Origin of the sequence: Methanobrevibacter sp. (assembly GCF_045541095.1) — an archaeon.
Lineage (GTDB): Archaea > Methanobacteriota > Methanobacteria > Methanobacteriales > Methanobacteriaceae > Methanocatella.
In genome coordinates, this window is the sequence record NZ_JAZQIJ010000064.1 from 1 (window position 1) to 9,987 (window position 9,987).

The window sequence follows — 9,987 nt, forward strand, 5'->3', positions numbered from 1 at the left end:
TACTATTTTAACCCAGTTTAGTAAAGATTTTGTTCTTGATGGGGATTTTAGTCAAGAAGTTTATACTTATTATTCTAATGCTAAAAAACTTAGAAGAAAATCTAGTTATGATTTTTCAGTAAATTTTGATAAACAGGAAGCCTTAGATTGTTAAATTCAAGCAGAAGAATTCATAGCAGAAGCTAGAAAATTTTTATAATTTATTAAAAATAATTTTTAATATTTTTTCTGTTTATTATTTTTTTATGATAAATTTCAAACAGTAGATGAGAGTAAGCCATATTTCAATTTTGATGTTTCCATTAACATAATGTTGATAATTTAATAGTTACTTTTTTTTAGATTTGATTTAATGATGTGACAGTAACATTAACAGTCACACTTCTTACAATTTAATCCTGTTTTTCACTGAGATATATATCAAATCATTTAAGAAATTAAGTTTTGAATAGTCGATTGTAGGTGTTAATGTAGAAAATAATCATGACTACATTTTAGAATGTCTGAAATATGTTTCATTCATTCAATTAAATCGGTAGGTTTATAAATATCAGTTAATGTGTTTTTGTGTAGGAAATAAATGTTTCCAATCGTATTTGATGGATATGATAATTTTAATAGATTTTATTCAGCACTTTAAAAGAGTAAAGACAAAATTATATTCCAATTAAATTATTAATCTATGCCTATAAATATTAAATTATATAATAAAAGGAGGTTAACTCATGGCAAATAAAAACATGATAATTGCATTGGTTCTTTCATTTATCTGGTCAGGATTAGGATTGATATATGCTGGTGATATGCAAAAGGGAGTTATTTTAGCTGTTTTAGCTATAATTGCTGAAGTATTATTCCTTTATGTAAGTCAAATATTTGGTATTGTTGTGTTCATCATTTGGATTTATTCAATGTATGCAACATACAAACAAGTTAAAGCTGTAAATGGTGAATAATTCACCATTTTTCTTTTTTTATTTGAAAATATTGTTATTTAGTGGCTAATGTGGTAAAAATTGATACAATTTAAAATATATTTCACATATTCTTATTAGTAGATGTAGTTTTATAAATATTAGTTTTTAATCTATTTTCACAATAAAACGATAGATATATAAATATAAGTTTATCTGCCCTTCATGTCTCTGGTATAGTTATGTATAAATATATTTATTGATAGATTTTTATTCATGTTTTAGAAGTTATAAACAAAGGACATGTATTTTTATGATTGTTTGAATGAAATAAAACATTTTTTAGCATACAATTTCCAGGAGTTCAGGGAGAAAATGGAATACAAAAAAACAATAATCCTATTGGCGCTTGTTGTTTTTCTATTGAGCATTGCAGGTGTTAGTGCAAGTGAAATAGATAATACCATAGCAAGTGAGAATGCAAATACAATCGAGTTATCCACTGATAATGATATTAAGGATAATCTGCAAACAAGTGAAGAAAACGAGGCATTGGCTTCAACTGATTATGATGAGGATTTAAGTGCTCAAACTGATACTGAAGTATGGGGTGCGGATTCAGCTACATATTCTAATTTGGCTGAAGAAATTGGCCAGCCAGGAAACATTATATTAACCCATAAAAGTTATACTTACGATGGGGGTGAAACCATTGATATCAGTGAGGACAATAAAGTCATTGATGGTAACGGTGCAGTCATTGACATGAACGGATCAACAATCAGGGCATTCACTGTATATGCTTCGGGTGTAACATTTAAAAATCTAACTATTAAAAACACTAACTATAATGGTGATGGTGGAGCAATTTACTTCACCAGTTCGGGCACTGTCGAAAATTGTAATTTTATAAATAACACTGCTACCGGTGATTGGGGTGGTGTTATTATGTTCTATGGTGAAGGTACTGTAATAAATTGTAATTTTGTTAATAACACTGCTTCTGGGCGTGGTGGTGCTGTCGGCATAGATTCAGGCACTGTTGAAAATTGTAATTTTATAAATAACACTGTAGACGGCCGTGGTGGTGCAGTTTACTTTTATAGTACTGGTACTGTAACAAATTGTAATTTCACTAATAACAAAGCAACTGATTATAGTTGTGGCGGTGCTATTATGTTCGAAGGTGAAGGTACAGTAACAAATTGTAATTTTGTTAATAACACTGCGCCTAATGGTGATGGTGGCGCTATCTATTTTTACCCTGGTTCCAAAGGCACTGTTGAAAATTGTAATTTTACTAACAACACTGCTGCCGGTGATGGTGGTGCAGTTTACTTTGTTAAGGGTGATGTAATAAACTGTAATTTTATAAATAACACTGCTGCCGGTGATGGTGGTGCTGTTTACTTTAAGGGCATATGCGAAGCAATAAACTGTAATTTTACCAATAACAATGCAATTCAGGGTAGTGGCGGCGCAATATATGGAAATTCCAATTCCTCTGCTGTGGGCTGCACTTTCGATTCCAACTCAGCGAAAATGGGTGGTGCCATGTATTATGGATCCGCTCAGGATTGCACATTTAATAATAATGTTGCAAAGGGGAATAGTGGTGGTGCCATGTATCATGGTTCAGCTCAGGATTGCACATTTAATAATAATACTGCAGATGGGAGTAATGGTGCTGCCATCTATGAAGGTTCTGCTGTAAATTGTAATTTCACCAATAATTCTGCATATACCGGCGGTGCCGTGTGTCACGGTTCTGCTGTGAATTGTACTTTTGATTCCAACTCAGCGGAAAATGGTGGTGCCATGTATGAATGTTCTGCTGTGAACTGTACATTCAAAAATAATGAAGCTATTCGTTATGGAGGTGCCATGTATGATGGTTCTGCTGTAAACTGTACTTTCACAAATAATAAGGTCACTACCTTTGATGGAGGTGCTATATCCTACGGTTCCGCTAGAGGCTGCACATTTAATAATAACTCAGCATCTTCCGGAGGAGCTATCTACTGGGCTTTTGCTGAGAATTGCACTTTCATAGACAATAAAGCCAATGGTGACGGAGGTGCAATGTCCCGCGGTAATGCGATTAATTGTACTTTCAGGGATAATAAAGCTAATGGGAATGGCGGTGCAATGTCTGGTAGTGGACAGACTGCAACAAACTGTGATTTCATAAACAACACTGCAAAAAATGGCGGTGCAACCTACAAAATAACTGCAAACAACTGTACATTCATAGAGAACAATGCAACAGAATATGGAGGGGCAATGTATGAAGGAACTGACATTGAATCCATCTTCAAAGACAATAAAGCAGGCATAAGCGGTGATGATACTTACAACACAATTATTGCCAAAGCTAGTTTGATTGCCTATAATTTCACATCAACATACGACTCCGGTGACAAACTACTATTCAATTTCACCTCCGCTTCAGGCACACCAATCAACAATGCTAATATTACAATCAGAGTATACAAAAACAATGCTCTGATCGGCACTTACTATGCATTAAGCGGTGAAGGTTGGGTTGTTGAATTAGATGCCGGATCATACATTGCAGTCTGCAGCGTTGAAAATCAGACATTTGAAGTGGAACCTGCAAATGCAACATTAACAATTAGCAAAAAGACAACTAAAATAACCGCCAATGCTGTTACAACAACCTATAAGGTTAACAAAAACCTAATCGTTACTTTAAAAGATGGTAACGGCAATGCCTTAAGTGGAGTTAGTGTAACTGTTAATATAAATGGTGTTAAAACATACACTACCGATAAAAACGGACAAATCAAGGTAAATGTAGCTAAAATAGTTCCAAAAACCTACAAAGCAACAATCAAATTTGTCGGAAACGACAACTACGCCACATCTTCCGCAAACGTAAAAGTAACAGTTAAAAAGGCAAATGTGAAAATAACTGCTAAAAAGCAAACTTTTAAAAAGGCTAAAAAAGTTAAAAAGTATAGCATTACTTTAAAATCAGGTAAAACACCAATCAAAAATGCGAAAGTTACTATTAAAATCAAAAAGAAAACATACACTGCAAAAACCAACGCTAAAGGTAAAGCAACCTTTAAAATCAAAAAATTAACCCAAAAAGGCACTTATAAATCAACAGTTACTTATAAAGGTAATGCATATTACAACAAAGTAACTAAAAAAGTTAAAATTAAAATTAAATAAGGATTAATTCCTTATTTTCTATTTTCTTTTTTTTATAGTGACAACTACTATTTCATATTACCTGCAGAATAATCATAATTGATGATGATATAATCAAAAGCAGATTCCAATTTTTAATTTTAATGCATCGTGATTTGCATTAACGCATACCTTTTTGAAAACTAATCCTGATTTCAACTAGGGATATACATAAAATGCTTTTCAAAAATCAGTTTCTACTTTTTAAACATTTATGGTAATGTTAAAAGAGTGTTAACATTACTCATTGTATACATTTGCACAAATGTTGGTCGGTACCGACGAGTACCTGTTTTAAGCATTAATGGCTAAAGTGAGGACATATTTACTGGCATTCAAATTTATTTTTTCATAATTCTGCTTAAAAATTCAATTTTCATTTCTAAATTATTATTTTTCTAAAAGGATTAGATATTTATATTTATATTTATAGACTTTTAATCATATTTTGAATATTTTAAACTGAAAATATCAGTCTATAACAATTTATTCAAAAACCATTAATTTGAGGGGAATAATTATGAAGAAGGAAATATTTATTTTTATTTTGTTGATTTTGGCCTTGTTCAGTGTGTCCTGCATATATGCGGCCGACGTGAATGATTCACTGGTAGCCAGCGAAGATACAAATCAAATTGAATTATCCGATAGCGATAAAGTAATTGAGGATAATCTGCAAACAAGTGAAGAAAACGAGGCATTGGCTTCAACTGATTATGATGAGGCTATTGCGCAAACTGATACTGAGGTATTGGGTGAGGGTTCCGCTAAATATTCTGATTTGGCTAAAGAAATTGGCCAGCCAGGAAACATTACATTAACCCATAAGAACTATACTTACGATGAGGGTGGAACCATTACTATCAGTGAGGACAATAAAGTCATTGATGGTAACGGTGCAGTCATTGACATGAACGAATCAACAATCAGGGCATTTCATGTTACTGCTTCTAGTGTAACAATTAAAAATCTAACCATTAAAAATGCTAATTATGATGGTGATGGAGGAGCAATTTACTTTGATAGTACTGGGACTGTGACAAATTGTAATTTTACAAACAACACTGCTTCTGGAGATGGTGGTGCTGTTTACTTCTGGGATCCAGGTACTGTGACAAATTGTAATTTTGCTGGAAACACTGCAACTAGATATGGTGGTGGTGCAATTTACTTCTTGGATCAAGGTACCGTGACAAATTGTAATTTTACTAACAACTCCGCAACCTATGATGGTGGTGCTGTCTGGATATATTCTGGTACTGTGTCAAATTGTAATTTTATTAACAACAAAGCAACTGAAGAAGACGGTTATGGTGGAGCAGTTTACTTCCCTAATAAGGGTACTGTGACAAATTGTAATTTTACTGGCAACTCTGCTAGAAAAGGTGGTGCAGTTTACTTCCATGATGAGGGTAGTGTGTCAAATTGTAATTTTACTGGTAACAAAGCAACAGGTGATGATGGTTGTGGTGGTGCAGTTTACTTCCTTTATGTTGGTGATGTGTCAAATTGTAATTTTACTGACAACTCTGCTACTGTAAATGGTGGTGCAATTTACTTCTCTAATACTGGTAGTGTGTCAAATTGTAATTTTACTGGCAACACTGCTTCTGGAGATGGTGGTGCTATTTATTTCACCCAAGATGCTACTGGAAATGTAATAAATTGTAATTTTACCAATAACTCTGCAATGGGAGGAGGCGCAGTTTACTTTAACAGTACTGGCGAAGTAATCTGTTGTAATTTTGTTAACAACCGCGTTGAGATTCTAGAGGATTGTGAGGGCGGTGGTGGCGCACTTCGATTTTCAAAGGACGGCACCATAATAAACTGTAATTTTATTAATAACGTAGCTGTTGAAAGTTGGGGTGCTGCAGTTTATTTTGATGGCCATGATGCCACAGGTACCATAATAACCTGTAATTTCACTAATAACGCAGCAACTGTTGATGGGGGAGCTATTTCATTCAATAATCATAATATTACCGGCAATGTACGCGGTTGTAATTTTGCCAACAACACTGGCCGGTGGGGTGGTGCAATTGACGCTGCGGGAATCTGTAATGTGTCAAGTTGTAATTTTTCCTACAACAAGGCATTAGATGGTTCAGGTGGAGCAATTTACTTTAATTTGAAAGGAGAAGTGACTGATTGTAATTTTATTGGCAATAGTGTTTGGGGTAAAAATAATGATGGTGGCGCTATTCAAATATATTCTGGAAAAGTAACTCGTTGTAATTTTACTGATAACTCTGCTTCGAGTGATGGCGGTGCTATTAGCTTTTCTTTAAATACTGAAGTGACAAATTGTAATTTTGCCAATAACAAAGCAATTTCCGGTGAAGGTGGTGCAATTTACATTTGGGACACTTATGAAACAGGTTCTACTATAGAAAATTGTAGTTTTATCAATAACCAAGCAACTTCGGGTCATGGAGGTGCAATTTACTTTAGGAAGTTCTGTAATGTAGAAAATTGTAATTTTACTGACAACACTGCATCTAATAATGGTGGTGCAGTTTACTTCAATAGCAATGGTGAAGTGACAAATTGTAATTTTACTGACAACACCGCAACCAATGGAAATGGTGGTGCTATCAGGATGTATTCTGGTAGTGTTAAAAATTGTAATTTTACTAACAACAAAGCTGCCAATATGGGTGGTGCAGTTTACTTTAATAGAAATGGTGAGACTATAAATTGTAATTTTACTAATAACAAGGTAACTGGCGCTTATAGTTATGGTGGTGCTATCATGTTTGAGGCTGAGGGTACTGTAATAAATTGTAATTTTACTAATAATTCTGCTTGTAATTATGGTGGTGCTATTAAGGTTAGTTCCAAAGGTATTGTAACAAATTGTAGTTTTATTGATAACAAAGCAACAGCTGATTTCAGTGAGGGCGGCGCTATCAATATGGGTTCTGGTACTGTAACAAATTGTAGTTTTATTGATAACAAAGCAACAGCTGATTTCAGTGAGGGCGGCGCTATTTTCTTTATTAATTCATGTACTGTTGAAAATTGTAATTTTACTAATAATGCAGCTAAATATGGTGGTGCAGTTTTCTTCAATAGTAATGGTAATGTGACAAATTGTAATTTTACTGGCAACACTGCAACTAGAGATGGTGGTGCAGTTTACTTCTCTAATAATGGTACTGTGACAAATTGTAATTTTATTGGTAATAATGCAACTACTGGTTCTGCTATTTACTTCTACAGTACTTCAGCTACTAAAACTGTTTTCAACTCTCGTTTCTTAAACAATAGGGCGAATGCGGAAGCTTTAGTAGTAACCAAAAATGAAAATAACATTACAATTACTTTCACAGGTAATGATAACCTTTTAAATGCAATCTATTCCAAGGGTGATGTTAGTTTCACCAATGTGACTTATTGGGGTGCAAACGTAATCGCAAACACTGACAGTTCCGCTCCAGTCAGATCCAATAAGGAAGCCGGTCAAAACATCACTGTCAGAGTAGTTGTTAATGATGAAATTGTTTTAAATAATGTTATAACCACAGATGAGAATGGTATGATTGTTCTCGACATAATTGCTGGTGAAAACTATTACATTAGTGCTCGCCATGACACAGATTCATACTACACTGAAGCTGAAACAATAAACTCTACCATGAAATTCAATGTTAATGTCACATCCCAGACAACCAATAACAAGACTGTTAACATCACTGCAAAATCCAATATTTACGGTGATGTTATGCCAGGTAAATTACTATTTATATTGCCAAACGGCACTCAAATTGATGCGATTTATGGTGAAAACGGTACATGGTGGGCAGAACATACATTTGACGATTACGGTGAATATAACGTCAATGCAACCTATGTCGGTTTGGACAATGTTACTGTTAATAATGGAACTATAACAATCAATAAAGTTAATTCAACAATAGCACTTGATAATATTGTTTTAGATTATGGTGAATCCGCAAATGTGACTGTAACAACTACTGGAGCTACAGGAATCACTGCAAGCATTAATGGTACTGATGTTACTGTGATTAATAATTATACTATTCCGATTTCTGGTTTAGGTGCTGGCAATTACATTTTAACTGTTACAACAATAGCTGATGATAATCATAATCCAGTAACTAAAGAAGTCACTATTACTGTAAATAAAGTATCTACTGAAATCACTCTAGCTAATGAAACACTTGATTTAAAAGTAAATGATGAGTTTGCTGTTTTAGCTGATTTAACTCCTGCTGGTGCAGGTAATCTGACATATTCTTCCAGTAATGAAAGTGTTGTTAAAGTATCTGATGAGGGTTTAATCACAGCATTAAGTGAAGGTACCTCCATTGTTACTGTTTCATTTGCAGGTAATGACAATTATACTGTCGCTCAAAATAAAACCATTAACGTTACTGTAAGTTTGTATGATGCTTCTGTCAGTGCTGAAGACATTACATTGGATATTGGTGCTAACGCAACTATTGGTGCTGTTAGTGTCCCTGAAGGTTTGAAAGTAACTTACATCCCAGATAATTCCGGTGTTGTCACTGTTGAAAATGGTGTTGTTACTGCTGTTAAGGAAGGTACTGCTAAGATTACATTAAAAGTTGGCGGTGATGGAATATACGCTGAAAACTCAACAACAATCACTGTAACTGTAAATAAAATAAATGCAACTGTAGATGTTTTAATTCCTGAAAATGTCACTGTCGGTGATAATTCAACTGTTAATGTTGTATTGCCGGAAGATGCTACTGGTAATGTTACAGTTAAAGTTGACGGTGAAGTTGTAGATACTGTTCCTGTCAAAGATGGAAGTGCTGATGTCACAATTCCGTCTATGAGTGCTGGAAACCATACTGTGAACGTTTCATATTCTGGTGATGACAATTACAAGTCATCTTCAAAAACCGCTACACTCAGTGTAGCTAAGGATTCAACCAATTTGACCGCAGCAAATGTAACTGCAAAATACAATATCAACAAGTATCTTGTAATCACTTTAAAAGACAGTAAAGGCAATCCGTTGGCAAACAGTACCGTTACTGTGGACCTGAACGGTGCTAAAAACTACACTACTGATGAAAACGGTCAGGTGAAAGTTAAAGTAAGCAATTTGGTTCCAAAAACATACTATGCTAAAATAACATTTGACGGTAACGGTAACTATCTTGGATCTGATGCTACTGCCAAGGTTGTTGTTAAAAAGGCAACTCCAAAGATAACTGCCAATGCAAAAACCTTCAAGACAACAACTAAAACCAAAAAGTACACAATAATCTTAAAGGACAATACTGGTAAGGCAATCAAGAATGCTAAAGTCTACTTGAAAGTCAACGGCAAAACCTATAAAGCCACAACAAACAGCAAAGGTAAAGCTACATTCAAGATTACCAAACTAGACAAGAAAGGAACATTCAAGGCAACAATAACCTATAAAGGAAGCAAATACTACAACAAGGTCACCAAGAAAGCAAACATTAAGGTCATTTCCACATGGAAAACAATATCCAAAGGAAGCAAACTCAAATCTACCGTCAAAGAGATTCAAAGAGCATTGAAAAACAATGGATACTATCTCACAGCTTACGGACATTACCTGATGGTTGACGGCATCTATTGGGACCATACTGTTAATGCAGTAAAACAGTTCCAGAAAGCCAAAGGACTTAAAGTAACTGGTAAAGTGGATGAAAAAACCGCTAAAAAACTTGGAATAATTTAAATAATTTCATGCGGATGCATTTTGCATCCTCACTTTTTCTTTTTTTGAATAAATTATTTTACATAATATTTTCATCTATATATTAAGTATATCATCTCGGTTCATACATTTTTTTTTAATTGAGGACATGTTTATAAATAT

3 protein-coding genes are annotated in these 9,987 nt (G+C 34.1%); all 3 read left to right on the forward strand.

All coding sequences use genetic code 11. The annotated features are described in order from the left end of the window. The first annotated feature begins 725 nt into the window (after positions 1-725). The 3 genes from ACKI2P_RS02975 to ACKI2P_RS02985 all read left to right on the forward strand — a co-directional run bounded on the left by ACKI2P_RS02975 (position 726) and on the right by ACKI2P_RS02985 (position 9,846). The gene (locus ACKI2P_RS02975; RefSeq protein WP_407374868.1) at positions 726-956 is read left to right on the forward strand and encodes a hypothetical protein; all 231 of its coding nucleotides are present in this window, start codon (positions 726-728) and stop codon (positions 954-956) included. Between the two features lie 333 nt (positions 957-1,289). Continuing rightward, the gene (locus tag ACKI2P_RS02980) at positions 1,290-4,115 is read left to right on the forward strand and encodes a right-handed parallel beta-helix repeat-containing protein (RefSeq protein WP_407374870.1); all 2,826 of its coding nucleotides are present in this window, start codon (positions 1,290-1,292) and stop codon (positions 4,113-4,115) included. Positions 4,116-4,653: 538 nt separating this feature from the next. Further along, positions 4,654-9,846 (forward strand): right-handed parallel beta-helix repeat-containing protein, encoded by a 5,193-nt coding sequence (locus tag ACKI2P_RS02985; RefSeq protein ID WP_407374871.1) that lies wholly within the window; start codon positions 4,654-4,656, stop codon positions 9,844-9,846. The last annotated feature ends 141 nt before the right edge of the window (positions 9,847-9,987 follow it).